This window comes from Arthrobacter sp. PAMC25564 (genome assembly GCF_004798705.1).
Classification (GTDB): domain Bacteria; phylum Actinomycetota; class Actinomycetes; order Actinomycetales; family Micrococcaceae; genus Arthrobacter.
In genome coordinates this window covers 3251445-3276326 of sequence record NZ_CP039290.1, presented here as the reverse complement: position 1 = coordinate 3276326, position 24882 = coordinate 3251445, and the positions used below count along the sequence as shown (strand labels likewise).

At 67.9% G+C, this 24882-nt stretch carries 20 protein-coding genes; 14 read left to right on the top strand and 6 right to left on the bottom strand.

Annotation, left to right across the window (positions count from 1 at the left end):
• Positions 1–31 precede the first annotated feature (31 nt).
• Positions 32–550, bottom strand: a complete 519-nt coding sequence (locus E5206_RS15325; RefSeq protein ID WP_136323232.1) for a DinB family protein — start codon at positions 548–550, stop codon at positions 32–34.
• Between the two features lie 249 nt (positions 551–799).
• A complete protein-coding gene (locus E5206_RS15320; protein WP_136323231.1) occupies positions 800–3319 on the bottom strand; it encodes a DNA topoisomerase IV subunit A in 2520 nt (839 codons plus the stop codon).
• 67 nt (positions 3320–3386) lie between these two features.
• On the opposite strand from E5206_RS15320, the gene E5206_RS15315 reads away from it, so the two are divergent.
• The 4 genes from E5206_RS15315 to E5206_RS15300 all read left to right on the top strand — a co-directional run bounded on the left by E5206_RS15315 (position 3387) and on the right by E5206_RS15300 (position 8855).
• Complete coding sequence (locus E5206_RS15315; RefSeq protein WP_136323230.1) at positions 3387–6092, top strand: GNAT family N-acetyltransferase; 2706 nt, start codon at positions 3387–3389, stop codon at positions 6090–6092.
• 65 nt (positions 6093–6157) lie between these two features.
• Positions 6158–6901: a DUF5998 family protein gene (locus E5206_RS15310; protein WP_136323229.1), complete on the top strand. Its 744-nt coding sequence runs from the start codon at positions 6158–6160 to the stop codon at positions 6899–6901.
• 15 nt (positions 6902–6916) lie between these two features.
• A complete protein-coding gene (locus E5206_RS15305) occupies positions 6917–8143 on the top strand; it encodes a nucleotide pyrophosphatase/phosphodiesterase family protein (protein ID WP_240689774.1) in 1227 nt (408 codons plus the stop codon).
• Positions 8136–8855, top strand: coding sequence for a thymidine kinase (locus E5206_RS15300; RefSeq protein WP_136323227.1), 720 nt, complete (start codon positions 8136–8138; stop codon positions 8853–8855). Before E5206_RS15305 ends, E5206_RS15300 begins: the two co-directional genes overlap by 8 nt.
• A 24-nt stretch (positions 8856–8879) precedes the next feature.
• Here E5206_RS15300 and sepH read toward each other — a convergent pair whose 3' ends face one another.
• Positions 8880–10259 (bottom strand): septation protein SepH, encoded by a 1380-nt coding sequence (gene sepH / locus E5206_RS15295; RefSeq protein WP_136323226.1) that lies wholly within the window; start codon positions 10257–10259, stop codon positions 8880–8882.
• A gap of 337 nt (positions 10260–10596) precedes the next feature.
• On the opposite strand from sepH, the gene E5206_RS15290 reads away from it, so the two are divergent.
• Positions 10597–10896 (top strand): DUF4193 domain-containing protein, encoded by a 300-nt coding sequence (locus E5206_RS15290; protein WP_136323225.1) that lies wholly within the window; start codon positions 10597–10599, stop codon positions 10894–10896.
• Between the two features lie 28 nt (positions 10897–10924).
• Here E5206_RS15290 and E5206_RS15285 read toward each other — a convergent pair whose 3' ends face one another.
• Positions 10925–11410: a DUF3093 domain-containing protein gene (locus E5206_RS15285; RefSeq protein WP_136323224.1), complete on the bottom strand. Its 486-nt coding sequence runs from the start codon at positions 11408–11410 to the stop codon at positions 10925–10927.
• Between the two features lie 171 nt (positions 11411–11581).
• Here E5206_RS15285 and dut point away from each other — a divergent pair, with 171 nt between their 5' ends.
• From dut to E5206_RS15265, 4 genes are all read left to right on the top strand, one after another.
• On the top strand, positions 11582–12010 hold the full coding sequence (gene dut / locus E5206_RS15280; RefSeq protein WP_240690198.1) for a dUTP diphosphatase: 429 nt from the start codon (positions 11582–11584) through the stop codon (positions 12008–12010).
• A 123-nt stretch (positions 12011–12133) separates the two neighbouring features.
• Positions 12134–12865 carry a DUF3710 domain-containing protein gene (locus E5206_RS15275; RefSeq protein ID WP_136323222.1) on the top strand — a complete coding sequence of 244 codons (732 nt, stop codon included), beginning with the start codon at positions 12134–12136 and terminating at the stop codon, positions 12863–12865.
• Positions 12858–13289 carry a hypothetical protein gene (locus tag E5206_RS15270; RefSeq protein WP_136323221.1) on the top strand — a complete coding sequence of 144 codons (432 nt, stop codon included), beginning with the start codon at positions 12858–12860 and terminating at the stop codon, positions 13287–13289. The genes E5206_RS15275 and E5206_RS15270 overlap by 8 nt, the downstream gene beginning before the upstream one ends.
• The gene (locus E5206_RS15265) at positions 13286–14011 is read left to right on the top strand and encodes a DUF3159 domain-containing protein (protein ID WP_136323220.1); all 726 of its coding nucleotides are present in this window, start codon (positions 13286–13288) and stop codon (positions 14009–14011) included. The genes E5206_RS15270 and E5206_RS15265 overlap by 4 nt, the downstream gene beginning before the upstream one ends.
• Positions 14012–14092: 81 nt before the next feature.
• Here the strand turns inward: E5206_RS15265 and E5206_RS15260 are convergent, their stop codons facing one another.
• Both E5206_RS15260 and E5206_RS15255 read right to left on the bottom strand, forming a co-directional pair.
• Positions 14093–14836: an NAD-binding protein gene (locus tag E5206_RS15260; protein WP_136323219.1), complete on the bottom strand. Its 744-nt coding sequence runs from the start codon at positions 14834–14836 to the stop codon at positions 14093–14095.
• The gene (locus E5206_RS15255) at positions 14837–15508 is read right to left on the bottom strand and encodes a TrkA family potassium uptake protein (RefSeq protein ID WP_136323218.1); all 672 of its coding nucleotides are present in this window, start codon (positions 15506–15508) and stop codon (positions 14837–14839) included.
• Positions 15509–15672: 164 nt separating this feature from the next.
• Here E5206_RS15255 and E5206_RS15250 point away from each other — a divergent pair, with 164 nt between their 5' ends.
• From E5206_RS15250 to E5206_RS15230, 5 genes are all read left to right on the top strand, one after another.
• Positions 15673–17649 (top strand): APC family permease, encoded by a 1977-nt coding sequence (locus E5206_RS15250; protein ID WP_240689772.1) that lies wholly within the window; start codon positions 15673–15675, stop codon positions 17647–17649.
• Positions 17646–19043, top strand: a complete 1398-nt coding sequence (locus tag E5206_RS15245) for a TRAM domain-containing protein (protein ID WP_136323217.1) — start codon at positions 17646–17648, stop codon at positions 19041–19043. The genes E5206_RS15250 and E5206_RS15245 overlap by 4 nt, the downstream gene beginning before the upstream one ends.
• A gap of 183 nt (positions 19044–19226) precedes the next feature.
• A complete protein-coding gene (locus E5206_RS15240) occupies positions 19227–22037 on the top strand; it encodes an aconitate hydratase (protein WP_136323216.1) in 2811 nt (936 codons plus the stop codon).
• Positions 22038–22270: 233 nt separating this feature from the next.
• Positions 22271–24244 carry a 1-deoxy-D-xylulose-5-phosphate synthase gene (gene dxs / locus E5206_RS15235; RefSeq protein ID WP_136323215.1) on the top strand — a complete coding sequence of 658 codons (1974 nt, stop codon included), beginning with the start codon at positions 22271–22273 and terminating at the stop codon, positions 24242–24244.
• A 42-nt stretch (positions 24245–24286) separates the two neighbouring features.
• Entirely contained in the window at positions 24287–24844 is a 558-nt protein-coding gene (locus E5206_RS15230; protein WP_136323214.1) for a hypothetical protein, read from the top strand.
• The last annotated feature ends 38 nt before the right edge of the window (positions 24845–24882 follow it).

Here is a 24882-nt window from a genome sequence, read left to right as displayed (position 1 = left end):
GCCGGCGGTCCGTGCGCTACCGGTTCACGCGCTACCCGTCCACATCGTGGAGGTGATGGACGACGTCGTGCAGGAAGTACTGCGCGAAGGTCAGGACGGTGAACACCGAACCGTTGCTGCGGGTCCCCTTGCGGCCCCACTGCTCCACCGGAATGCTGGCGAAGGAGGCGGCAATCCGTTCGCCTGCAGCGGTGAGTTCCGCGCTGACTCCGGCCGGATCGGCATGGGCGTAATCCTTCTCCACGGCCGCCCGGTCCTGGTCCCAGTCTTCGAACCGGGCGTCGTCCCCGCTGACCATCAGGCCCAGGCGGTCGTCGAACAAGGTGAAGACGTCCCGGACGTGGCAGGCGTACTCGAGGGCCGACCAGGTGGGGTCGTCGGGGCGTTCCGCCACATCGGGGCGCCGCAGCGCCGCACGCCAGCGTGGCAACACGGCGGCGACCATTCCCGGAGCCGTGGCCGGGGTGGCTGAACAGGCGTCAAAACCGCATTCGGGGCAGGGCCGCGACAGCACCCAGGTCCAGTCCTTTTGATCCGGAATGATAGGCATGGGAGCAGTCTAAGCGCATTTATCCCGGAGCCGCCGAGGGGGCGGATGCGCTCCACGGCCCACGCGGGCGGTGCGTGGGCTGCGGCTGGTGGCCCCGCCTCCGGCCTGGCTCGGGCCATGTGCCACGGATGGCCGGAATGGCGTGCCCTATTGCGGCCCTTTGTGGCGAATAGGTGAGCCGTGCCGCATGGACCCCGCGCCTGGCCCCGTAGGCGGGCCCATAGCCAGGCCTCCCTGGCCCGCGGGAGCCTAAGCTTCCGTCGCAGGTTCTTCGGCCCAGGCCATGCTCGGTCCGACCGCGTCGACAGCCTGGGAAAGCGGGATCCCGGAACCGTCGCGGCGGCCATGCTCGCCGGGCAGGGACCGGGCCACCCCGGCCAGGGAGGACGCCTTCGCCGGGCCGTGCCCGGCCCAGGCCAGCAGCAGGGTGTCCTCACCCTTGAGAAAGCGGTGCGCCCGGACGCCGGCCGTGGCACGGCCCTTGGCCGGGTACTCCGACAGCGCGGTGACCTTGGCGGTCCCCGGAGCGGTGCCCGGGAGGGCGCCCTCGGTCCCGGCTATCGTGACGACGACGGCGGCGCTGTCGGCGGCACCGGCGGCGCCAAAGGACAGCACGCTGTCGCCGGCAGCCAGTTTGATCCCGGCCATTCCGCCCGCGGTCCGGCCCTGCGGCCGCACGGCGGAGGCGCCGAAGCGCAGAAGTTGCGCCTGCGCCGTGATGAAGACGAGGTCGACGTCGTCGGACCCGGCGGGTGCAACACCGATCACGGTGTCCTTGTCCTTGAGTGCGATGACTTCCCAGTCCTCCCGGTTCAGCGGGTAGTCGGGCTGCACACGCTTGACGACGCCCTGGGCCGTGCCGATCGCCAGGACCTCATCCAGCGGCGCGAAGGCCACGAGCGATTCGCCCTTGAGCAGGGTGATGAAATCCTTGGCCGGCACGCCGCCGGCCATGTTCGGGGTACCCGACGTCGGCGGCAGCACCGGCATGTCCATCACCTGCAGGCGCAGCATCCGGCCCTGGGAGGTGACGGCGGCAATCTCGCCGCGCGCGGAGGTTTTGACCACCGAACGGAAGACATCGTGCCGGGTCCGGGGGCCAGTCTCGGCGAGACCGTCCTGGTTGGCGGTGCGGGCGATCTGGCCGGACGCCGTGAGGATGGCCCAGCAGGGATCATCGGCGATTTCCAGCGCGAGGGGTGCGGCCTTGCCCTTGGCTCCGGACGCTGCGGCCAGGGCGGCGGCGGCGGTGGGGGAGACCGCCTCGGATTCCAGCAGCACGGTGCGGCGGGGGGTGCCGTACTTCTCGGCAACTTCGGCCAGCTCAGAGGACACCAGCCCGCGCAGCAGTGCCTCCGAGCCGAGGATGGCCTCAAGCTCGGCGATTTCCCGGCGCAACTCCTCCTGCTCCTTCTCGAGCTCGATCCGGGAGTACTTGGTCAGCTGCCGCAGCCGGAGTTCCAGGATGTAGTTGGCCTGGATCTCGCTGAGGTCGTAGATGGACATCAGCCGGGCCCTGGCCGCGGCCACCTCATCCGAGGACCGGATGATCTGGATGACCTCGTCGATGTCCACAATCGCGATGAGGAGTCCCTCGACCAGGTGCAGGCGGTCCTTCTTCCTGCCCAGCCGGTACGCGGTGCGCCGCCGCACCACCGTGATGCGGTGGTCCACGTACACGGAGAGCAGCTGCAGCAGGCCCAGGGTCTGCGGCTGGCCGTCCACCAGGGTGACGTTGTTGATGCCGAAGGAATCCTCCATCGGGGTGAAGCGGTAGAGCTGCTGGAGCACGGCGGTGGGGTTGAAGCCGTTCTTCAGTTCGATCACTAGGCGAAGGCCATGGTTGCGGTCGGTCAGGTCAACGATGTCGCTGATGCCGGTGAGCTTTTTGCCGTTGACGGCGTCCTTGATCTTCTCGATCACCTTTTCCGGCCCCACCATGTACGGCAGTTCCGTGACCACCAGTCCGGTGCGGCGTGCCGAGAGCTGCTCGATCTCCACCTTGGCCCGGGTCTTGAACGAGCCGCGGCCGGTGGCGTAGGCGTCGCGGATGCCGTCCAGGCCCACGATCCGGCCGCCGGTGGGAAGGTCGGGGCCCGGGACGAACCTCATGATGTCCTCGAGCGTGGCATCCGGGTGCCCGATCAGGTGCCGGGCGGCGGCGATCACTTCCACGAGGTTGTGCGGGGCCATGTTGGTGGCCATGCCGACGGCGATCCCGGTGGCGCCGTTGACCAAAAGGTTCGGGAACGCGGCCGGCAGCACGTCCGGCTGGGTCAGCTGGTTGTCATAGTTGGGGACGAAGTCCACGACGTCCTCGTCGAGGTGGTCCGTCAGGGTCAGGGCAGCCGCCGCCAGGCGGGCCTCGGTGTACCGCGGGGCCGCCGGGCCGTCGTCGAGCGAGCCGAAGTTGCCGTGCCCGTCGATCAGCGGCAGCCGCAGCGAAAAGTCCTGCGCCATCCGCACCATGGCGTCGTAGATGGCGGTGTCGCCGTGCGGGTGCAGCTTGCCCATCACCTCACCCACCACGCGGGCGCTCTTGACGTGGCCGCGGTCCGGGCGCAGGCCCATCTCGCTCATCATGTACAGGATGCGCCGCTGCACGGGCTTCAGGCCGTCCCGGGCATCCGGCAGGGCCCTCGAGTAGATCACCGAATAGGCGTACTCCAGGAACGAGCCCTCCATTTCGGAAGTGACGTCGATATCGACGATGTTCTCGGTGAAATCCTGGCTGGCATCCCCGGGGGGCGTGGTTTGGCGGCGGGCCATGAGGCTGGAAGGTCCTTCTGAGGGGTGTTTAACGGGTACTGCGTAAGTTTATGACTAGGCTAAGCCTATGGTGGACCAGCCCGAGCATGGCGTGTATCCGGAACATTGGGAAGCCGATGTTGTCCTGCGGGACGGCGGGACGGCGCATCTGCGCCCCATCCACCCCTCCGATGCGGACGCCGTCCAGGCGTTCCACGTGGGCCAATCGCAGAAGTCCACCTACATGCGGTTCTTCGCGTTCAAGTCCAGGCTGTCCCCGAAGGAACTCAAGCGCTTCACCGAAGTGGACTACCGGGACCGCGTGGCACTGGTGATCACGATCGGCGGGGAGATCATGGGAATCGGCCGCTATGACCGGCTGGACGACCCCGGGGAAGCCGAAGTCGCCTTCAACATCGCGGACGCCCAGCAGGGCCGCGGCATCGGGTCCATCCTGCTTGAACACCTTGCCGCCGCCGCCCGCGAAAACGGCATCCGCAAGTTCAGCGCGGAGGTCCTCCCGGAGAACCGCAAGATGCTCATGGTCTTCTCCGACGCCGGCTATGACGTCAAACGCCACTTCGACGACGGCGTCGTCAGCCTCGAATTCAACATCGACCCCACCGACAGGTCCCGTGCCGTGATGGAGTCCCGCGAACACCGCGCGGAAGCGCGCAGCATCCAGGAACTGCTCGCCCCATCCTCGGTGGCCGTGATCGGGGCGAGCCGCAAGCGGGGGACGGTGGGCTACCAGCTCCTCGAACACATCATCGAGGGCGGGTTCACCGGCCCGGTCTACGCGATCAATCCGGAGGCCCTGGAGCTTGCCGGCATGATCTCCTTCGCGCGGCTCGCCGAGGTCCCGGGACCCGTCAAGCTCGCGATCATCGCCGTACCCTACGACGAGGTCCCCAAGGTGGTGGAGGAATGCGGAGCCGCCGGAGTCAAGGGGATCGTGGTGGCGACCGCCGGGTATGCCGACGACGGCGACCGCGGACTCGCCCGGCAGCGTGAGCTCGTGCGGCAGGCCCGGGCCAACGGCATGCGCGTGATCGGCCCGGCCTCGCTGGGCATCATGAACACCAACCCGGCCGTTTCCCTCAACGCCTCCATGGCGCCGGCGCTGGGCCGCCGCGGGGGACTGGGACTCTTCAGCCAGTCAGCCGCGATCGGCGTGTCCCTCTACGCTGCCTCGAGCCGCCGCCGCGTCGGCCTCTCCACCTTCCTCTCGGCCGGCAACCGCGCCGATGTCTCCGGCAACGACATGATGCAGTTCTGGGAGGACGACGCCGACACGACCGCCGTCGGCCTCTACCTCGAATCGATCGGCAACCCGCGTAAGTTCTCCCGGCTGGCGCGGCGCCTGGCCCGGACGAAGCCCGTGATCGTCGCCAAATCCGATGCCATGGGCCTGGGGCTGCCGCCCGGCCACGCCGTCCGCACCACCCAGGCCCCGCCGGAAGCCCTCGACGCCATGATGCGCCAGGCCGGCGTGATCCGGGTGGAGACCATCGAACAGCTTATGGACGTCGCCCAGATCGTGTCGGGCCAGCCGCTGCCCAAGGGCCCCGGCCTCGCCGTCTTCAGCAACTCCCGCGCGCTGGGCAAGGTTGTCGCGGACAGCGCGGCCACGCAGGGCCTGGGCGTGGAGCGCATCGTCGCCGACGTCGACCTGGACGCCGGGCCCTCCGTGGTGCTGCCGGCGCTGCGGCGGAGCCTGCAGGAAACCCTGACCATCGACGCCGTCCACGCCGTGGTGGTGGCGCTGATCCCCGCGCATGGCCTCACCGTGGAGAAGGTCGCGGGCGTGCTCGCCGAATGTTCCGCGGCGGCCGGGAAACCCGTGGTTGCGGCGTTCAGCGGCATCCTGGACCCTTCCGTCTATGTCGAGGGCATGGTCGGGCCGGAAACGGCACAGCCGGCAGTCCACCCCGCCATCGTGCCGTGCTACTCGAACCCGGGCGCGGCCGTGGCGGCGCTCGCCGCCGTCGTGCGCTACGCTCAGTGGCTGCACCGCGACCAGGGCCTCTTCGTGGAGCCCGAGGGCTGCGATCCGGACGGCACCCGCACCGATCTCGAGCACCTGCTCCAGAACGTCCCCGGCGAACAACTGGTCCGCCTGGACCCGGTGACGGCCGGGAAGCTGCTGGGTCACTACGGCATCCGGGTGGTGCCCTCCGAGGGCTTCGAGACCGCCGAGCAGGCCGTGGCCGCCGCCGACCGGCTCGGCTGGCCCGTGGCGCTGAAAACCACGGACCCCGCGCTGCGGCACCGGCTCGACCTGGGCGGCGTGCGCCTCGACATCCAGGACGCCGATTCGCTCCGGCGCAACGTGCTGGAAATGCGGAAATCGCTGGAACGTTACGGCTCGCCGTCCCTGGAAGTGCAGTCGATGGTGCCGGTAGGGCAGGCCTGCACCTTCCGCGCCATCGAAGACCCGCTGCTGGGTCCCGTGGTTTCCTTCGGCCTCGCCGGGGATGCGGTCAACCTGCTCGACGACTGGGCCCACCGGGTGCCGCCGCTGTCCGGCTCCGACCTCCATGCTTTCATCCGCGGGCCCCGTGCATCGCGGAAACTCTTCGGCTACCAGGGGCTCCCGGCCGTGGATGTCGCGGCCCTTGAGGACATTGCCGCGCGGCTGTCGCGGCTCAAGGACAACCATCCGGAGGTTGCCCTGGTGGAGTTCAATCCTGTGCTGGCCGGGCCGGAGGGCGCTTCGATCCTGGCTGCCGACGTCCGGATCGCCAATGCCGCCCAGCGCACCGACAGTGCGCGGCGGGCCATGCGCAGCTAGCGGAGCCTGCCCGCGGCGGCAGGGGCAGTTAGCATGTCCCCAGCCGATCTGTGAAAATGGAAACCATGAGCTTCCAGCCTCCAACACCCAAGCCGGCGGCGCCCGCCCCGGGACGCCAGGCCGCGCACCGTCACGGACTCCATGACCACAGCGCGCAGGGCCAAGGCCTGGAAGAGGCCCTCCAGCAGGCCGGTTTCTACCCCCGGCTGGTGGCCGACGTCGTCGCCGACGCCCTGGACGGCCGTGACTGCGTGGCGCACCTGGTCCATCTGGAGACGCACTTCGACCGGGCCGAGGTCCGGCGGCATATCACCGTGCTCGTCCTGACGGAGGACATGCTGGTGATCACCCATGTCGACGACCAGCAGCTTGATGAAGCCGGCGAACAGACCGTGGCGCAGGTCTCCACGGAATCAGTCCCGGTGACCCAGATCCGCTCCGTGGTGCTCAGCTACGTCTATGCCCAGCCCCAGGACTACAAGCCCTCGGACCCCGTCCGCGAGCTGACCCTGTCCATCGCCTGGTCCGGCGGGCAGCGCCTCGACATGGGGCCGGCCAGCTGCGGGGATCCGCAGTGCGAGGCAGACCACGGCTACAGCGGCACCATCGCGCAGGAAGACATCGTGCTGCGGATCAGCGCCGAAGCCGACGGGCTGCAGGCCGTCCAGGCTGCCAAGCTTTTCGCCCGGGCCCTCCGCGCGGTGAACACCGGTTCCGCCGCCCCCGCCCCGCATACCGGCCCCGGCCTTCCGGCGCGCCCGCGGATGGGCGTGTTCGGAAACCGCCTCAGCCGCGGCCACCAGCGCTAGATGGCCCCGGTCCGCGTGCCTGAGCCGCTGTCTGTTCCCGCCGCTGTGGCCCCCGCCCCTGCGGCCTTCGCGCTGCCCGCGGCCCCGGCCTTCGGCCAGCGCTCCATCGCCGAGGTGCTCACGAGCGCCGCGGCCAGCCTGGGGATCCCCGGTTTTGAGAACCGGCTGGATTTGCCCGCCGCCAAGCGGGTCTGCGTTGTCCTGGCCGACGGACTGGGCCGGAACATGCTGAAGCAGAAGTCGGCGCACACCCCGTTCCTGCGCTCCGTCATGCAGTCGGACCAGGGCAAGGTGCCGGTGTGGCTGGACTCAGCCTTCCCCTCCACCACCGCCGCTTCGCTGGCCAGTTTCGGCACCGGACTCGCCGCCGGCCAGCACGGCATGGTCGGCTACGACGTGCTGGATCCGGACCAGGACCGGGTCGTGAACATGCTCGGCAACTGGGACCCCGGCGTGGACCCGCGCCAGTGGCAGCCGTTCCCGACCGTGTTCGAGCGGGCGGCCGGGCACGTGGATGTCACCACGGTCAGCCTGCCCCAGTTCAGCAACTCCGCCATGACCCAGGCCGCGCTCCGGGGCGGCCGCTTCGTCACCGGCACGACCTCGCATGCCCGGACGGCCGCGGCCGCCGGGGCCATGGCCGGCGCAGGCAGGTCCCTGATGTACTTCTACGTCAACGAACTGGACAAGGCCGGGCACCGCCACGGCTGCCAGTCGCCCCAGTGGGAGCACCAGCTCGAGGAACTGGATGCCACCGTGCGCCGGCTCAGCGCGACCCTGCCGCCCGGCACCACGGTGTTGCTCACGGCGGACCACGGCATGCTGGATGTGCCGGAATCGCAGCGGATCGACTATTCGGCCGACCCTGCCCTGACAGCCGGGGTCCGGCATACAGCGGGGGAGCCCCGGATGGTCCACCTCTATCTCGAGCCGGGCCTGGGCGAGGCCGGACGCCTGCGGCTGCTCGACGCCTGGCGTGCCCGCTTCGGCGACCGGATCTGGGCGTTCACCCGTGAGGAGGCCATCGCCGGCGGCCTGTTCGGGGAGGTCCGTGCCGAGGTTGCCCCGCGGATCGGCGACGTTATGATCGCCGCCCGGGATGCCCTGGCACTCTACGACACCCGGCGGGTGCGCCCCACGGCAATGGAGGTGGTGGGCCAGCACGGATCGCTGACGAAGGCGGAGCGCGAAGTCCCTTTGCTGTGCTTCCAGGCCGACGGCAAGAAGGCTCCGCGTGGCTGAACTCGTCTTCTTTTCCGGCACCATGGACTGCGGAAAATCCACCCTGGCGCTGCAGATGGACTACAACCACCGCGCCCGCGGGCGCGGCGGCGTGCGGTTCAGCCGAAATGACCGTGCCGGCGGAACCCGCATCTCCAGCCGGCTCGGGCTCGAAACGGATTGTGTCGAGGTGCTGGACAGCACGGATTTCTGGGACGAAGTAGTACGACGGCGCACCACCGGTCTGCGCGTGGACTACCTGATCTGCGACGAAGCCCAGTTCTACTCGCCGGAGCAGGTCGAACAGCTTGCGCGGGTGGTTGACGAGATCGGCGTCGACGTCTTTGCCTTCGGCATCAGTGCCGACTTCCGCACCCGGCTCTTTCCCGGCTCACAGCGGCTCATCGAGCTCGCGGACCGCGTCCAGGTTCTGCAGGTCGAGGCGCTCTGCTGGTGCGGCCGCCGCGCCACGCACAACGCGCGCACCCTCGACGGGGTCATGGTGATGGAGGGCGAGCAGGTTGTGGTCGGCGACGTCGACATGGCTGCCGAAGTGTTCGATACGGATCCGGGGCACACGCCCGTCGTCGGCTACGAGACGCTTTGCCGGCGGCACTTCATGCGCCGGGTCACCGCCCACGGGGCCAGCATGATGTCCGTTGAGGAGCAGTTGCTGCCCTTCGAAGTGGATGCCGGCCTGTGGCGCGGGGCAACGGACCTGCGGCAGTCCTGACCCCCGCGGGTCCGCCTGTGCAGCTCAGTCGTTGCGGGTTCCGAAGACTATTTCATCCCAGCTGGGCACACTCGAGCGCTTCGGCTTGCCCGGCTGGCGTTCCGGCTGCTCGGCCTCGCGGTCGGGGGTCGCGGCCGCAGGTGCTTCGCGCTGCTGGCGCCGGGAGGTTCCGCCGCCGATCAGCTCGTCGAGGCCCTTGCTGGGGGTGTGCGGCTGGCCGGGCGGGCGCAGCGGCGACGCGGCGATGGTGATTTCCCGGGTTTCGGTGCTGACGCCGTCGTGCAGCTTCAGCGCATCGTCGCCCTGCTCCGGGTGGCGGGGAGCCAGGGTGAGGCGGGAGAGCATGGAAGGCCTGCCGTCGCGCCGTCGTGCCAGGAAATCCTGGTCCGGCGCCGGAGCGGCGTCCGCGGGCGACACATCGGCGGTGTCCGTGTCCGGTGCATCGGCCTGGCCGGCAGCCGGATCGGTTTCCGGTTCCGGGCCGACGTCAGAGGGCCGCGGGTGGGCCGCGGGAATTCCGTTGGTCATGAGCTGGACGAGGGCGTCATCGGCGTCCTCGTCCGCACCGGGCCGCAGCCCGCGGCGGGAGCGCAGCATGTCGAGCAGCCCGTTGGCGTCCTTTTCCTGCTGGACGTTCTCCTGGTAGCTCCTGTCCTGCAGCAACTGCTGGATGACGCTGAGCTGGGCGGTTGCGGTCCTGGCCGCGGCGTCGGCGTCGGTTTCGAAATCAAAGGGCCGGTCCGAGACAGCCGAGAGCCGGCGCGCCGGAACGGGACCGTCCAGCGGCTCGAGTTCGCTCAGCTGCTGCGCCCAGCGGTTGGCGTTCTGCAGCGATTTCCGTGCGGGATTGAACGTCCACATGGCCGGAGGTTCTTCGCCGATGACGGGATACCCGCCGGGCCTCGCCTCGAAACGGGCCACGACAGTCCAGCTGCCGTCCGGGCGGCGCCAGGAATCCCATTCCACGCTCGACGGCTCGACGCCGTGGGCGGACAGCCGGTGCGCCACCATCTCCCCGAGGGAGGCCGGGTTTTCGCCGAAAACCGAACGGTAGACATCCTGGCCGGGGGCGGGGGCGGCCACCTCCACCTTGCGGGCCTGCAGGGCGACGTGCTCGCGCTCGGCAAGCACGGGGCCCTCGTAGCGCTGGACCTTCGCCAGCGGGATGCCGGAGAGTTCGGCGACTTCGGCAGCCGTTGATCCGCTGCGGATCCGCGCCTGGATGTCACGCGGTGACATGGCAATAGGCGTGGCGGCTCCGCCGGAAGCGGCCTTCGCCGGCGTCCTGCTGACTGCCACCCGAAGTGCTTCATCGATTGACAGCCGGAACATCTCGCCGCCGGCGCCGCTCAACAGGAGATGCTCCCCGTCGTCGTGGACGCCTACAAGCCGTAGATCCTGCATACAAATCCTCCACCCTGGCATTACTAACAAGCGAAACTCTGCCACCCGTGGGCCGTATTTTCCGTTAGGAGGGAGGGCGCGCCGTGATTTTCCGCGATTTTCCGCGACTTTCCGCCAGTTTAGGGCCTCCGGGAAGGCAGGGGGGCGGGAAGGGATCGCAGGGCTCTGGCTTTCGGCGGCAGCTTAAGCAAAAATGACCCGACATCGGGCACAAAATCCGCGTCTCCGGTGTTGTCATCGGTGAACCGGCCGGGAACGGGTCCAGGGCTACCAGCCCGGCAGGACCGCCCGGAACCGGCGAACCAATCGAACGAATGCGGAGTGTGAGCAACAAACAATGGCGACAGATTACGATGCGCCGCGCAAGACCGAAGAGGACCTCAGCGAGGACTCCATTGAGGCGTTGAAGGCGCGGCGTACGGAGAAGCCTTCCGCGGTGGTGGACGAAGACGAATCCGACCTCGCCGAAGGCTACGAACTCCCCGGCGCGGACTTGTCCGGGGAGGAACTGCTGGTTCGGGTGCTGCCCGCCCAGGCAGACGAATTCACCTGTGCCTCCTGCTTCCTCGTCCGCCACCGTTCGCAGATCGCCCGCGAAAAGGACGGCCGCCTTTACTGCAAGGAATGCGAGGGTTAGCCGTACAGGCCCGTTCCAGCAGGCAGCTTCAGGCTTCCAGAGCGGCAATCAGCTGTTCGGGGTGCCGGGTGGAGGCCAGCCAGTACGGGGTGCGGTCGGACGGGTCGGTGATTTCAATGTGGACCACCGGGTCCACCCAGCCGCGGATGCACAGAAACGCCAGGCCGTTGAGCCGGGTGCCTCGTTCGGCCGTCGCTTCGGCGCGGCGGAACGCCGTCACGGTGCCGACGAAGCTGCGGTCGATGGTGGCCCGGCCCACCCTCAACGTTGACGCGGTCACTGTGATGGTCGGCGTCGAGAGGATCAGCAGCACGGAGATGATGGCGAACATCACCACCGCTGCGGTGATGCCTGCCGCGATGCTGATCGGCGCCAACATCAGGATTCCGGCGCTGGAGAATCCCGCCGAGACGAGCCAGATCCAGAAGTTCGGCCAGAGCTTCTCGGTGTAGAGAATGGTGGCGTCACCGGGTGCGCTCTTGGGGGCAGGCGCAGCTGCGCTGGATTCGGGCATAGGCCCAGCTTTCCACTTTTTGCGAGCTATTTCATCTTGGGCGCCGCTGCCGGCATCCCGGGCACCCGGGCAAGGACCCCGCGGCTAGGTCCAGCTTTGCTGCTGGCGTTAGAGTGAGGGACTGTGACTGAAGAAAACACCGCCACGCCCACTCTTACGGTTCAGCTGAAGATGCTCGACGACGGGCTGGAACCGCCGTCGTACGCCCACCCGGGCGACGCCGGGGCGGACCTGCGCACCCGCGAGGACGTCGTACTGGAACCGGGGGAGCGCCGCCTCGTGCCCACCGGCGTGTCCATCGCCCTGCCGGACGGCTTCGTCGCCCTGATCCACCCGCGCTCCGGCCTCGCCGTGAAACATGGTTTGACGGTGGTGAACGCTCCCGGCACGGTGGACGCCGGCTACCGGGGAGAAATCGCCGTGACACTGCTCAATACCGACCGCCACGAGGCGATCGAGCTCAAGCGCGGCGATAGAATTGCACAAATGGTCATTCAGCGCGTGGAGCACGCCCGGTTCGTGCCGGTGGAGGAACTGGACGGCTCGGTCCGCGGCGTCGGGGGCTTCGGGTCCACCGGCGGCTTCGGCCCGCAGGGCTGAACTCGGCCCCAGTCGGGCCCACAGTTTTACGCAGGGATTTCAAGCAGGCGCCTGCCCCGGGAACGGGAGCCGTCACGCCGGCGCCGAGCGGCGGCAACGAATCACAACTAAGGAGACAACCCCATGGTTTTTGGGCGTGGCAGGAAAGCCAAGCAGGAACAGCAGACGGAGCCGGAAGACCGGGATCCCGTCGCTGAAGGCCCGGCCGTGTCTGCCCCCGGCGATCTGCGGGCCGCCGCGGGTCCCTTCGACGTCTCTGAGGTCGAGAACCAGGACGGCTATGTGGATCTCGGCGCCCTCCTGATCGCGCCGCGCGAAGGCCTGCAGCTCCGGCTCGAGGTCGAGGAGGCCACGCAGCGCGTCGTTGCCGTCACGCTGGACATGGACGGCTCAAGCCTCCAGCTGCAGGCGTTTGCCGCCCCGCGCTCCGAAGGCCTCTGGGACGAAATCCGCGAGCAGATCGGCCAGTCCGTCGGCAGCCAGGGCGGCCAGGTCGAGGAGATCCAGGGTCCGTTCGGCACCGAGCTCGTCGCCAAGCTTCCCGCCGGTGGCGCGGACGGCAGCAGCGGCTACCGGGTGGCGCGGTTTATCGGCGTCGACGGTCCGCGCTGGTTCCTGCGCGGCGTCCTGGGAGGCGACGCCGCCCTGGACCGCGACATCGCGGCCGCGCTCGAAGACATGTTCCGGCAGGTTGTGGTGGTCCGGGGAGAGAACCCGATGCCGCCGCGCGAGCTGCTGCAGCTGCGCCTGCCCAGGGATTCCAACGCACCCGCACCCCTGGCCTCCCCGGACCTCGGGCAGGCCCCCGACCTCGGGCAACCCGAACCTGGACCGGAGATAACCCAGATTGGCTGATGCCCCCCTTAAGGATCCTGCTGCCTCGGTCTCCGTCAGGGGACTGCCGGACCGTGGGCGGGTGCTGTGCCACGGCTTCATCGAATCGGTCACCTATGCGCCGGCGAGCCAGGTGGCGCACTTTGTCGCCATCGTCGTCGACCATGACGCCCCTCCGGCCAGGAACCGTGCCACGGCCAGCCAGGCCGGATCCGGCGCCACGCCGGCCGGTGTGCCTGACGGCAGGGTCCAGTCCGGGGTGCAGCGCCAGCGGGCCACCGGTCCCAAGGACCGGCTGCGCGTGGTCTGGCTGGGACGGCGTCGGATCCCCGGAATCGACGCCGGCACCGAACTCCGGCTGCAGGGCATGGTCACGATCCGTGACGGGCTGCCCACCATGTTCAATCCCCGCTACGAAATACTCTCCCGCCAGGAGGAGCAATGACCGTGCCCGAACGTCCCGAGCCTGGCTCCGCGGAGAATGACCCGGCGCAGCCCACGGTGGCCCAGCTCGCCGAGGGCTACGCGGCGAAGGCCGGACTGCACCGATCCAGCAACGGCAACATCGACGTCCTGAAGAGCGCCGGCGGCGTCCAGGGCATCGCCGAGAGCATCCTGCCGGGTCTTGTCTTCCTCATCGCCTTCACCATCACGCGCGAACTGCAACTGGCCCTGGTCGCAGCGCTGGGCACGGCCGCCGTCTTCACCGTCTCCCGGCTGATCCAGCGCAAGCCGCTGACTCAGGCGCTGGCCGGCATCGTCGGCGTCGGCCTGTCCGCCTGGCTGGCCAACAGCACGGGAAAGGCCGAGGACTTCTACGTCATCGGCTTCCTGACGAACATCGGCTACATCCTGGCGATGTCCCTCTCGATTGCCGTCCGCTGGCCCGTGGCGGGGCTGCTCTTCGGCCTGATCCGGAATGAGGGGCTGGAGTGGCGCAAGAACCCGGCCCGGATGAAGGCATACCGGATCGGGACCTGGGTGATCATCTCGGTGATGGTGCTGCGCCTGCTGGTGCAGGTTCCCCTGTACCTGTTGGGCGAGCCCGGACTCGCCGGCCTGGCCACGACCCGGCTCCTGATGGGGGCGCCGCTGTACATCCTCGGCGTGTGGGTCGCGTGGCTGCTCACCCGGCCGGCCCCGGAGCCCGTTGCCGAACCCAACTGACCCGCAGTAGTTGCCGTTATGAGCGCTCATAACGGCAACTACTGCGGGTCAGTTGGGGGCGCGGCCAGGCGGGACGGGTGTTCAGCCGTCGAAGCCGTCGTCCGCGGCAGGCTGGTTCTCGTGGCCGTGCTGGTCCGAGGTCACCGGGTGCCGCTCATCGGGCCCTGGTTCGGCTGAGAGAAGGGCCCGGAGACCGTCCTCGGCCGCGATCGTGGTCACGAAGAACAGTTCGTCCCCGCCGTCGATCACGTCATCACGGCTCGGCGTGATCGGGGCCTGGTCCCGCAGGATCGCAACCAGCGCGGCATCCTCGGGCCACTCGATGTCGCCCACCGTGAGCCCGATGACGTGCGAATCGTGCGGGACCGTGAACTCGACCAGCGAGGACACCCCGGTCTGCAGGGTCAGCAACCGGACCAGGTCGCCGATTTCCACCGCTTCCTCGACGAGGGCCGTCATCAGCTGGGGGGTGTTGACCGCGACGTCGACGCCCCAGGAATCGTCGAACATCCAGTCGTTCTTGGGGTTGTTGACCCGGCCGACCGTCCGTCCGACGCCGAACTCCGTCTTGGCCAGCAGGGAGACCACCAGATTGACCTTGTCATCGCCGGTGGCGGAAACCACGACGTCGGCGTCTTCGAGTTTGGCGTCCTTGAGCGTGCTCAGTTCGCAGGCATCACCGACCAACCAGTGGGCGCCGCGCAGGCCGCTGCGGCCGATGACCTCCGGCTTCAGGTCGATCAGCAAGATCTCGTGCTTGTGGGCCAGCAGTTCGCGGGCGATCGAGGAACCGACGCTTCCCGCCCCGACGATGACGACTTTCACTTAGGACTCCTTGGCGGGCGACTTGGCAAGAATATGGGCGACCTCGGAACTGCGGTCCAGGCTCAGCATGGCGTGCACGGTATCGCCGTCCTGGAAGGAGGTGCCGGCCACGGGCAGCATCCCCTCACCGAAGCGGGTCAGATAGGCGACGCGGATGCCCGCCGCCTTCTCGATCGACGTCACCGGGTGGCCGATCCAGTCGGGGTTGAGGTCGACTTCGGCGAGTACCAGCCGGCCCGAGGGGTCCCGGAAGTCGCCGGTAAGGTGCTGCTCCGGGAGGATTCGGCGGAGGACCTGGTCGGCGCTCCAGCGCACCGCCGCGACCGTGGGAATGCCGAGCCGCTGGTAAATCTCGGCGCGGCCCGGATCATAGATCCTGGCGACGACATGGGGGACGTGGAAGGTCTCGCGTGCCACGCGGGTGGCCAGGATGTTGGAATTGTCTCCGCTGGAGACTGCGGCGAAGGCATAGGCCTCCTCGACGCCGGCTTGCTTGAGCGTCTCCCGGTCAAAGCCGACGCCGGTGACCTTGCGTCCGGAGAAACCCGTGCGGAGCCGCCGGAAAGCACGGTCGTCCTGGTCGATGATGGCCACCGAATGGCCCGCATCCTCCAGCGTGTGCGCCAGGGTTGCCCCCACCCGGCCACAACCCATGATCACGAAGTGCGCCACACGTTCCTCCTGTGTACTCTGCCTGCTGCCGCGTCTGCTGCTGCGTAAAACTCTACCGGCCACGCGGGGCCGTCAGGCCAGCATCCCGGGCCGCCGGGCCGTAACGGCGGGCGGTGCGGCTTCGCCGTCATGACATCGCGTCCGAATCAGACTAGCTTTGTCTGGTGCTGACAATTTTCAATGCCGTGAAGCGGGTGCTGGTAGGCAAGCCCTTCCGGAACGACAGTATGGCTCACACCCTGCTCCCGAAGCGGATCGCGCTTCCCATTTTCGCCTCCGATGCGCTGTCTTCGGTGGCCTACGCACCGGACGAAATCCTGCTGACGCTGGCCCTTGCCGGCGTCAGCGCCGTGTCATTCTCGCCCTGGGTCGGGCTTGCGGTCATGGTGGTGCTGCTGACCGTTGTCGCCTCCTACCGCCAGAACGTCCACGCCTACCCCTCAGGTGGCGGCGACTACGAGATTGCCAACGTGAACCTGGGCAAGTACGCGGGCCTGACCGTCGCCTCGGCACTGCTGGTGGACTATGTCCTCACGGTCGCGGTCTCGATGTCCTCCGCCGCGGCCTACCTGACCACCGCGGTCCCGTCGCTGCATGGCCAACAGGCCGTCATCGCGACCGTCGGCGTTGTGATCCTGGCCCTGGTGAACCTGCGCGGCATCAGGGAGGCCGGCAGCGTCTTCGCCGTGCCGACCTACATCTTTATGGCCTCCATCCTCGGCATGACCGCCGTCGGCATCTTCCAGGCCCTCACCGGCCAGCTCGGCCAGGCGCCGTCGTCGGAGTTCGCGATCGTCCCCGCCGCCGGATTCGACCAGGGAATGGTCGGCCTGGCCGGGGCTTTCCTGCTGCTCCGGGCCTTCTCCTCCGGCGCCGCGGCGCTGACCGGCGTCGAGGCCATCAGCAACGGCGTGCCGAACTTCCAGAAGCCCAAGAGCAAGAACGCGGCGACCACACTGCTGCTGCTGGGCGTCATCGCCGCCTCCATGCTGGCCGGCATCATCTATCTGGCCAACGCCACGAAAGTGCATATCGTGCTGGATCCGGCCAAGGAGTTCCTGCTCAACGGCAAGCCCCTCGACGAAGGCTACATCCAGAACCCGGCGATCAGCCAGATTGCGCAGACCATCTTCGGCGAGGGATCCCTCCCCTTCTACATCGTCGTCGCCGCCACCGGCGTGATCCTGGTCTTTGCCTCCAATACAGCCTTCAACGGTTTCCCCGTCCTCGGCTCGATCCTGGCCCAGGACGGCTACCTGCCGCGCCAGTTGCGCACCCGCGGGGACCGGCTGGCGTTCAGCAACGGCGTCCTGGCACTGGCCGCCGGGGCCCTCGTCCTGATCATCGCCTTCAACGCCGACGTCACAAAGCTCATCCAGCTCTACATCGTGGGCGTCTTCATCTCGTTCACGATGAGCCAGCTCGGCATGATCCGTCACTGGGGCCGGGAGCTGAAGCTCGCGAAGGACCCGGCCGTGAAACTGCGGATGCTCAAGTCGCGCACCATTAACACCATCGGCTTCGGCATGACGGCGCTGGTCCTGGTGATCGTTCTGATCACCAAGTTCGAGCAGGGCGCCTGGATCGCGCTGCTGGCAATGTTCATCCTGTTCCTCATCATGTGGAGCATCCGGGCGCACTATGACAACGTGGCCAAGGAACTCGCCGTGGACGAGGATTCCTCGCCCCGGGCCCTGCCCACCCGGGTGCATGCCGTGCTGCTGGTCTCCCACATCCGCAAGCCCGTGCTCCGCGCGCTGGCCTATGCCCGGGCGTCACGGCCTTCCCGGCTGGATGCCATCACGGTGGATATCAGCCCTGAGGAAACCGCGCAGACGGTGGCGGACTGGGAGAAGCTGGATATCCCCGTACCGCTGACCGTGCTCGCCAGCCCGTTCCGCGAAACGGTCACGCCCATCATGGAATACATCACGAACATGCGGCGCGACTCGCCGCGGGACCTGATCGTCGTGTACATCCCGGAGTACGTGGTCGGCAAATGGTGGGAGCAGCTGGTGCACAACCAGACCGCACTGCGGATCAAGACCCGGCTGCACTTCGAGCCGGGGGTCATGGTCGCGAGCGTGCCGTGGCAGCTGAAATCGTCCGAAGAAGCAAAGAGACTGCAGGATATCCAATGAGCCCCGACACCCAGGCGCACGCCCACACGGACCTCGTAGTCGACGTCGGGCCGGTCGCCCACGGCGGGCACTGCGTGGCCCGCCATGAGGGACGGGTGGTGTTTGTCCGCCACGGCATCCCGGGAGAGAAGGTGCGGGTCCGGCTGACGGAAGACGGCCCCGCCGCCAAATTCTGGCGCGCTGATGTGGTGGAAGTCCTGGAGGCATCCCCTGACCGGGTGGACCACTTCTGGGACCTCGCCGATTCCGCGCGCTCCTGGTCCCACCGGCACCCGCCCGTCGGCGGCGCGGAACTGGGCCATATCTCGCTGGAACGCCAGCGCAGCCTCAAGGCCGAGGTGCTGGCAGAACAGCTCCGGCGCCTCGCCGGCGTCGTGCTCTCCACCCCGGTGGAAAGCACTGTGGAGGACACGGTGGAAAGCACCGTGGACGGCACTGTTGAAGCGGTGGGGGAGTCCGCGGCTTCCGCAGCGCCGGGCGGCCTGGGCTGGCGCACCCGCGCCGGCTTCGCCGTGACGCCCGGAGGCAGGCTCGGCATGCACGCCCACCGCTCCGATACGGTCCTTCCGGTCCACGGGATGCCGCTGGCCGTGGACGCCATCAACAGTCTCCGGCTCTGGGAGATCGATCTGCAGGGCATTGAACGCGTGGAGGTCGCGGCCCCGGCCAACGGCTCGCGACCGCTCGTGCTCCTGGTCCCTGCCCCGGGAACCCGGGCCAAGCGCCTCGGCGCCATCCTTTCCCAGTTGCCGGAGGACGTCTCGGTGGCCAGCTTCGATCCCGTCAAGGGCGAGGCACTGCAGTTGCGCGGCCGCACCTATGTGCAGGAAACCGCGGCCGGCCACGAGTACCGCGTCACCGGCGACGGTTTCTGGCAGATCCACCGGAACGGGCCGGAGACCCTGGTGGCGGCCGTCACCGGCTACCTGCACGACGGCGGCTTCCTGGAACCGGGCGCCGTCGTGGCGGACCTCTACGCCGGGGCGGGGCTCTTCACGGCACCGCTGGCCGACGCCGTGGGCGTGACCGGGTCCGTGCTGTCAGTGGAAGGATCGCCCGGCACGAGCCGCGATGCGCGCAAGAACCTGCACGGCGCATCGCAGGTCGAGATCGTCCAGGGCCGGGTGGAACGGGTGCTCCGCGAGAAGCCCCGGAACTTCGACGCCATCCTCCTGGACCCGCCCCGGGCCGGAGCCGGCAAAGCCGTCGTGAACCAGCTGATCGCGGCCGGGCCGCGTGCCGTCGCCTATGTTTCCTGCGATCCCGCATCCTTCGCCCGTGACCTGGGCTACTTCCAGCAGGGCGGCTGGGGTCTCGAGGGGCTGCGGGCCTTCGACCTGTATCCGCACACCCACCACATGGAGACTGTGGCGCTACTGACTCCCCGGGGCTGATGCCACTACGATGGGCCTGGTAGTCCGTCGTCGCGCGCTGTAGTCACGGCTGAGCAATCATGGCTGGGAAATCACGGCTGGCCTCATGCACCCTGTACTGATCCTTGTACTAGTTAGGCACACCTAACTAGCAAGGGGTCTGCGGCGCGGCAAAGATGAAACTGTTGCGAGAGGAGTCCTGCGATGAGCATTGTGGACAGCTTCGGTTCAAAAGGCAAACTTAATGTAGCCGGTACCGAATACGAAATTTTCCGGTTGAACTCCGTTGAAGGTGCAGAAAACCTTCCGTTCAGCCTCAAGGTATTGCTTGAAAACCTGTTGAGGACCGAGGACGGCGCCAACATCACGGCCGACCACGTCCGCGCACTGGCCGGTTGGAACCCCAACGCAGAGCCCGACACTGAAATCCAGTTCACGCCGGCGCGCGTGATCATGCAGGACTTCACTGGCGTGCCCTGCGTTGTGGACCTTGCCACCATGCGTGAAGCAGTCAAGGAGCTCGGTGGCGACCCGAAGAGGGTCAACCCGCTGGCACCCGCCGAAATGGTGATCGACCACTCCGTGCAGATCGACGCCTTCGGCAACTCCGGCGCACTGGAGCGCAACATGGAGATCGAATACCAGCGCAACGGGGAGCGTTACCAGTTCCTGCGCTGGGGCCAGACCGCGTTCGACGACTTCAAGGTCGTCCCGCCGGGAACCGGCATTGTCCACCAGGTCAACATCGAGTACCTGGCCCGCACTGTCATGACGCGGGAAGTTGACGGGACGCTCCGTGCCTACCCGGACACCTGTGTCGGCACCGACTCGCACACCACCATGGTCAACGGCCTGGGCGTGCTGGGCTGGGGCGTCGGCGGCATCGAAGCCGAGGCTGCCATGCTCGGCCAGCCCGTCTCCATGCTGATCCCGCGCGTGGTGGGCTTCAAGCTGACCGGATCCATTCCGGCCGGCGCGACCGCCACCGACGTCGTCCTGACCATCACCGAGCAGCTGCGCAAGCACGGTGTTGTCGGCAAATTCGTGGAGTTCTACGGCGAAGGCGTCGCGGCCGTGCCGCTGGCCAACCGCGCCACCATCGGCAACATGAGCCCGGAGTTCGGCTCCACGGCCGCCATGTTCCCGATCGACGACGTCACCCTCGACTACCTGCGCCTCACCGGCCGGTCCGAGCAGAACGTCGCCCTCGTCGAGGCCTATGCGAAGGAACAGGGCCTCTGGCACGATCCCTCGCACGAGATCAAGTTCTCCGAGTACCTCGAGCTGGACCTGTCCACGGTTGTTCCGTCGATCTCCGGCCCGAAGCGTCCCCAGGACCGCATCATCCTCACCGAATCGAAGGCCCAGTTCCGCGAGGACCTGCGCAACTACGTGAAGGAAGACCTGGCCGACGGAAGCCTGGACGAAGCGATCGACGAAAGCTTCCCGGCTTCCGACTCGCCGTCGTTCACCGCCTCGGCGACGCACCTGAGTGAGGTTGCCCCGCACGAGCACGGCCCGAAGTCCAACGGACGGCCGTCCAACAAGGTCAGCGTCAAGACCGCGGACGGCCGCGAGTTCGAGCTGGACCACGGTGCAGTCTCGATCGCCTCGATCACGTCCTGCACCAACACGTCCAACCCGTCCGTGATGCTGGCCGCCGCACTGCTGGCCCGCAACGCCGTCGACAAGGGCCTGACCTCGAAGCCGTGGGTCAAGACCTCCGTGGCTCCCGGTTCCAAGGTCGTCACCGACTACTACAACAAGTCGGGCCTGACCCCGTACTTGGAGAAGCTCGGTTTCTACATCGTCGGCTACGGCTGCGCGACCTGCATCGGCAACTCCGGACCGCTCGACGCCGAAATCTCCGAGGCCATCCAGGCCAACGACCTTTCCGTTACCGCGGTGCTCTCCGGCAACCGCAACTTCGAAGGCCGGATCAACCCGGACGTGAAGATGAACTACCTGGCCTCCCCGCCGCTGGTCATCGCCTACGCCCTGGCCGGTTCCATGGACTTCGACTTCGACAACGACGCCCTGGGCCAGGACGAGGCCGGCAACGACGTCTTCCTGAAGGACATCTGGCCGAACCCGGTCGAGGTCCAGCAGGTCATCGACTCCTCGATCGACAAGGAAATGTTCGCCCGCGGCTACGAGGGTGTCTTCGAAGGCGACGACCGCTGGAAGGCGCTGTCCACCCCGGCCGGCGACACCTTCGCCTGGGATCCCAAGTCCACCTACGTCCGGAAGCCCCCGTACTTCGAGGGCATGAAGGCCCAGCCGGATCCGGTCAAGGACATCACCGGCGCCCGCGTGCTGCTCAAGCTCGGCGATTCCGTCACAACGGACCACATCTCGCCGGCCGGCTCCTTCAAGTCGGACACCCCGGCCGGGCAGTACCTGCTGGCCAACGGTGTGGAGCGCAAGGACTTCAACTCCTACGGCTCACGCCGTGGCAACCACGAGGTCATGATCCGCGGCACCTTCGCCAACATCCGGATCAAGAACCAGCTCCTCGACGGCGTGGAGGGCGGCTTCACCCGCGACTTCACACAGGCGGACGGCCCGCAGGCCTACGTCTACGACGCCGCGCAGAACTACCAGGCCGCCGGCACTCCGCTCGTGGTCCTGGCAGGCAAGGAGTACGGCTCCGGCTCATCCCGTGACTGGGCTGCCAAGGGCACTGCGCTGCTGGGCGTCAAGGCTGTCGTGGCCGAGAGCTACGAGCGTATCCACCGCTCGAACCTGATCGGCATGGGCGTCCTGCCGCTGCAGTACCCGGCCGGCCAGAACGCCGCCAGCCTCGGGCTGACGGGCACGGAAACGTTCGCAGTTGAGGGCGTCACCGCCCTGAACGAGGGCACCACGCCGAAGACCCTCAAGGTCACCGCCACCGCCGAAGACGGTTCGGTCAAGTCCTTCGATGCGGTCTTGCGCATCGATACCCCGGGCGAAGCCGACTACTACCGCAACGGCGGCATCCTGCAGTACGTGCTGCGCCAGATCTCCGCGTAGGGACCCGAGGTAAAGGCGGCAACGCTTTTTCGCCGGGTTTACCGCGGGAGCGCGGAGATCGTTTCCGCCAACTAGCGGAGGTCCCTCCCGCGAGGGAGGTTGGTTACGCTTTGAAGGCCCCGGCCGGTCACTGACCGGCCGGGGCCTTTGCGTCCCCCGGATCAGCCCGGCACCCGGGCTTGTCCGGAGGCGTTAGAGTTAAAAGGCATGTCTACCACCCGAAGGAGGGGCCGTTGGGAATCTTGGAGACCATCCGGAGTCCGCAGGACCTGAGCAAGTTGTCCGGGGCACAGCTGGATCAGCTGGCAGCCGAAGTCAGGGATTTCCTGATCGGCAACGTCTCCCAGACGGGCGGCCATCTCGGACCGAACCTCGGCGTCGTCGAGCTGACGATGGCGGTGCACCGGATCTTCGATTCCCCCCGCGACAGTATCGTGTTCGACACCGGACACCAGTCGTACGTCCACAAGCTCCTGACCGGACGCCAGGACTTCAGCACCCTCCGCCAGCAGGGCGGCATGTCAGGCTACCCTGACCGCGCCGAATCCGAGCATGACATCGTCGAAAGCTCGCACGCCTCCTCCTCGCTGTCCTGGGCCGACGGGATCTCCCGTGCCCGGCAGCTGACCGGTGACGGGGACCGCTACGTCATCGCGGTCATCGGCGACGGCGCCCTGACCGGAGGAATGGCCTGGGAGGCCATCAACAACATTGCGGCGGACAAGAAGCGCCGCGTCGTGATTGTCGTCAACGACAACGGCCGCTCCTACGCCCCGACGGTGGGCGGCTTCGCCGACTACCTCGCGTCCCTGCGCCCCACGATCGATTCATTCCGCGCCGCCCCCGCCTACGAAGGCACGCTGGACTTGTGGAAGCGGAGGCTGCAGAACGGCGGTCCCGCCGGCCAGTTCACCTACAAGAGCCTGCATGCCATGAAGAAAGGCCTCAAGGACTGGTGGGCGCCGCAGGGCATGTTCGAGGACCTCGGCATGAAGTACATCGGCCCTGTGGACGGCCATAACCTCCAGGCCCTGGAGAATGCCCTTTCAGCCGCCAGGAACTACGCCGGACCCGTCATTGTCCATGCCATGACCGAGAAGGGCCATGGCTACGCGCCGGCCCGGGCCAACGAGGCGGACCAGTTCCACGCCGTCGGAATCATCGACCCGGAGACGGGCGAACCCACCGAGGCCGGCGGCGCGAAGTCCTGGACCTCCGTCTTTGCCGATGAGATCGCCGACATCGCGGATGAGCGCCAGGACATCGTCGGCATCACCGGCGCCATGCTGATCCCGGTGGGGCTGCACAAGTTCGCCGCCCGGCACCCGGAGCGGGTGTTCGACGTCGGGATCGCGGAACAGCACGCCCTCACCTCCGCGGCGGGCATGGCGTTCGGCGGGCTGCACCCCGTCGTCGCCGTCTACGCGACCTTCCTGAACCGCGCGTTCGACCAGTTGCTGATGGACGTGGCCCTGCACAAGGCCGGCGTGACCATCGTCCTGGACCGGGCCGGGGTCACCGGACCCGACGGTGCGAGCCACCACGGCATGTGGGACATGGCCATGGTCCAGATCGTCCCCGGGCTGCACCTTGCCGCGCCGCGCGATGCCACCAGGCTCCGCGAAGAACTGCGCGAAGCCGTGGCCATCGCGGACGCCCCCACCGTGATCCGCTACTCCAAGGGCAGCGTCGGGGCCGAAATGGAAGCCGTGGAGCGCCTGAGCGACGGCGTCGACGTGCTGGCCCGCCGCCCCGCAGGCTCGACCGAAAACGACGTGCTGATCGTCAGCGTCGGCGCGATGTCCGAACTCGCGCTTGACGTCTCCAACCGGCTCGGTGCCCAGGGCATCAGCTCCACCGTGGTGGACCCCCGCTGGGTCCTGCCCGTCCGGAAGTCCATCATCGCCCTCGCCTCGCACCACCGCCTCGTCATTTGTATCGAGGACGGCGTGCGCGCCGGCGGCGTCGGCTCCCGGATCCGCCAGGAAATGCGGGCCGCCGGTGTGGACACCGCGCTCAACGAGGTGGGCCTCCCGGTGGAATTCCTGGACCACGGAACGCGCAGCCAGGTGCTGGAGCGCGTCGGGCTGACCGCCCAGCAGGTCACCCACGACGTCGTCGCCCAGGTCCTGGGGACCAAGGTGCCTTTCGCGCGGCCCCTGCCCGGGCAGGAACACCCCAGCACCGGCAGCCTCCCGCTGCTCTGATGCCGCACTCTTGAAGCAACAAACACTGTAAGGAACTGGCACATGAGCGGAATTATCCGGGTCTACAAACGCAACGACGAAGGGGTCCTCGAATTCCGGGAGGCCTGGTATGACGAGGACTACACGCAGTTCGTGATGAACCACGGCGTCGTCGGGCACCAGAGCAGGACCGAGGAGACCGACGTCGCCGACGCCGCCGCCGCGGAGGGCCTGATGGACGCCTTCGCGGTACAGTGCGCCGAGGACGGCTACGCCGAAATCCCCGAGGAGGAACAGTTCTGGGTGGTCGCCCAGTACGCGCTGAAGACCAAGGACGGAACGGACCGCGACCGCTACCTCGAAGAAAAGGCCAAGGACGCCCTGATCAGCCACCTTGCCTGGCGGGGGCTGGGACTCGTGGACCGCTCCGAATTCTCCGACTCCAAGCTCAACATCTTCTGCCTCACCCCGGATGTCAACAAGGCCGTGAACGCGATCAAGGTCTGCATCCGCGGCGAAGACCTGGACTTCACCAAGCTCAGCATCGGCGCCGCACCGTACGGCGAGGCCACGTTCAGGCTCAAGCACTCGCCGAAGCCCGCCAACGGCTTCACCCTCTGACCACAGGCACCCCAAGCACCACCAGGCGTCACCCAGCG

What these genes read in the sequence shown, in the direction of transcription:
- E5206_RS15230 (WP_136323214.1), top strand. Translation starts at nt 24,287, where the DNA reads ATGAGCGGAATTATCCGGGTCTACAAACGCAACGACGAAGGGGTCCTC.
- E5206_RS15320 (WP_136323231.1), bottom strand. Translation starts at nt 3,319, where the DNA reads ATGGCCCGCCGCCAAACCACGCCCCCCGGGGATGCCAGCCAGGATTTC.
- E5206_RS15265 (WP_136323220.1), top strand. Translation starts at nt 13,286, where the DNA reads ATGACCGTGCCCGAACGTCCCGAGCCTGGCTCCGCGGAGAATGACCCG.
- E5206_RS15240 (WP_136323216.1), top strand. Translation starts at nt 19,227, where the DNA reads ATGAGCATTGTGGACAGCTTCGGTTCAAAAGGCAAACTTAATGTAGCC.
- E5206_RS15245 (WP_136323217.1), top strand. Translation starts at nt 17,646, where the DNA reads ATGAGCCCCGACACCCAGGCGCACGCCCACACGGACCTCGTAGTCGAC.
- E5206_RS15325 (WP_136323232.1), bottom strand. Translation starts at nt 550, where the DNA reads ATGCCTATCATTCCGGATCAAAAGGACTGGACCTGGGTGCTGTCGCGG.
- E5206_RS15275 (WP_136323222.1), top strand. Translation starts at nt 12,134, where the DNA reads ATGGTTTTTGGGCGTGGCAGGAAAGCCAAGCAGGAACAGCAGACGGAG.
- E5206_RS15310 (WP_136323229.1), top strand. Translation starts at nt 6,158, where the DNA reads ATGAGCTTCCAGCCTCCAACACCCAAGCCGGCGGCGCCCGCCCCGGGA.
- sepH (WP_136323226.1), bottom strand. Translation starts at nt 10,259, where the DNA reads ATGCAGGATCTACGGCTTGTAGGCGTCCACGACGACGGGGAGCATCTC.
- E5206_RS15315 (WP_136323230.1), top strand. Translation starts at nt 3,387, where the DNA reads ATGGTGGACCAGCCCGAGCATGGCGTGTATCCGGAACATTGGGAAGCC.
- E5206_RS15290 (WP_136323225.1), top strand. Translation starts at nt 10,597, where the DNA reads ATGGCGACAGATTACGATGCGCCGCGCAAGACCGAAGAGGACCTCAGC.
- E5206_RS15285 (WP_136323224.1), bottom strand. Translation starts at nt 11,410, where the DNA reads ATGCCCGAATCCAGCGCAGCTGCGCCTGCCCCCAAGAGCGCACCCGGT.
- dut (WP_240690198.1), top strand. Translation starts at nt 11,582, where the DNA reads ATGCTCGACGACGGGCTGGAACCGCCGTCGTACGCCCACCCGGGCGAC.